This is a genomic window from Acidovorax sp. SRB_14 (assembly GCF_012932145.1).
Classification (GTDB): domain Bacteria; phylum Pseudomonadota; class Gammaproteobacteria; order Burkholderiales; family Burkholderiaceae_C; genus Simplicispira.
The window spans coordinates 1-221 of sequence record NZ_MWOK01000061.1 but is presented as its reverse complement, the minus strand read 5'-3'; the positions used below and the strand labels follow the sequence as shown (position 1 = coordinate 221).

General features: G+C 48.0%; 1 protein-coding gene. It reads right to left on the bottom strand.

What is annotated here, in order from left to right:
• Positions 1–10 precede the first annotated feature (10 nt).
• Positions 11–221 (bottom strand): hypothetical protein (locus tag B2J86_RS18035; protein WP_205763949.1); only part of this gene is annotated, 211 nt, incomplete at its 5' end.

Sequence of the window (221 nt, the reverse complement as noted above, 5' to 3'; positions counted from 1 at the left end):
CGCACTAGTTTCAGGTACTAGCGAGTAACATCGTGGAGGTTCGAGTCCTCTCCTGGGCACCAAGTTTAACGAGAAGCCGCTGCACTCCAGCGGCTTTTTTATTGCCAGTTTTGCTGTAACTGGCTTTGGCAGGGTTTTTCTTGCTATACAATTCAAATCTTTCCTGAAATGCCCAGGTGGCGGAATTGGTAGACGCACTAGTTTCAGGTACTAGCGAGTAA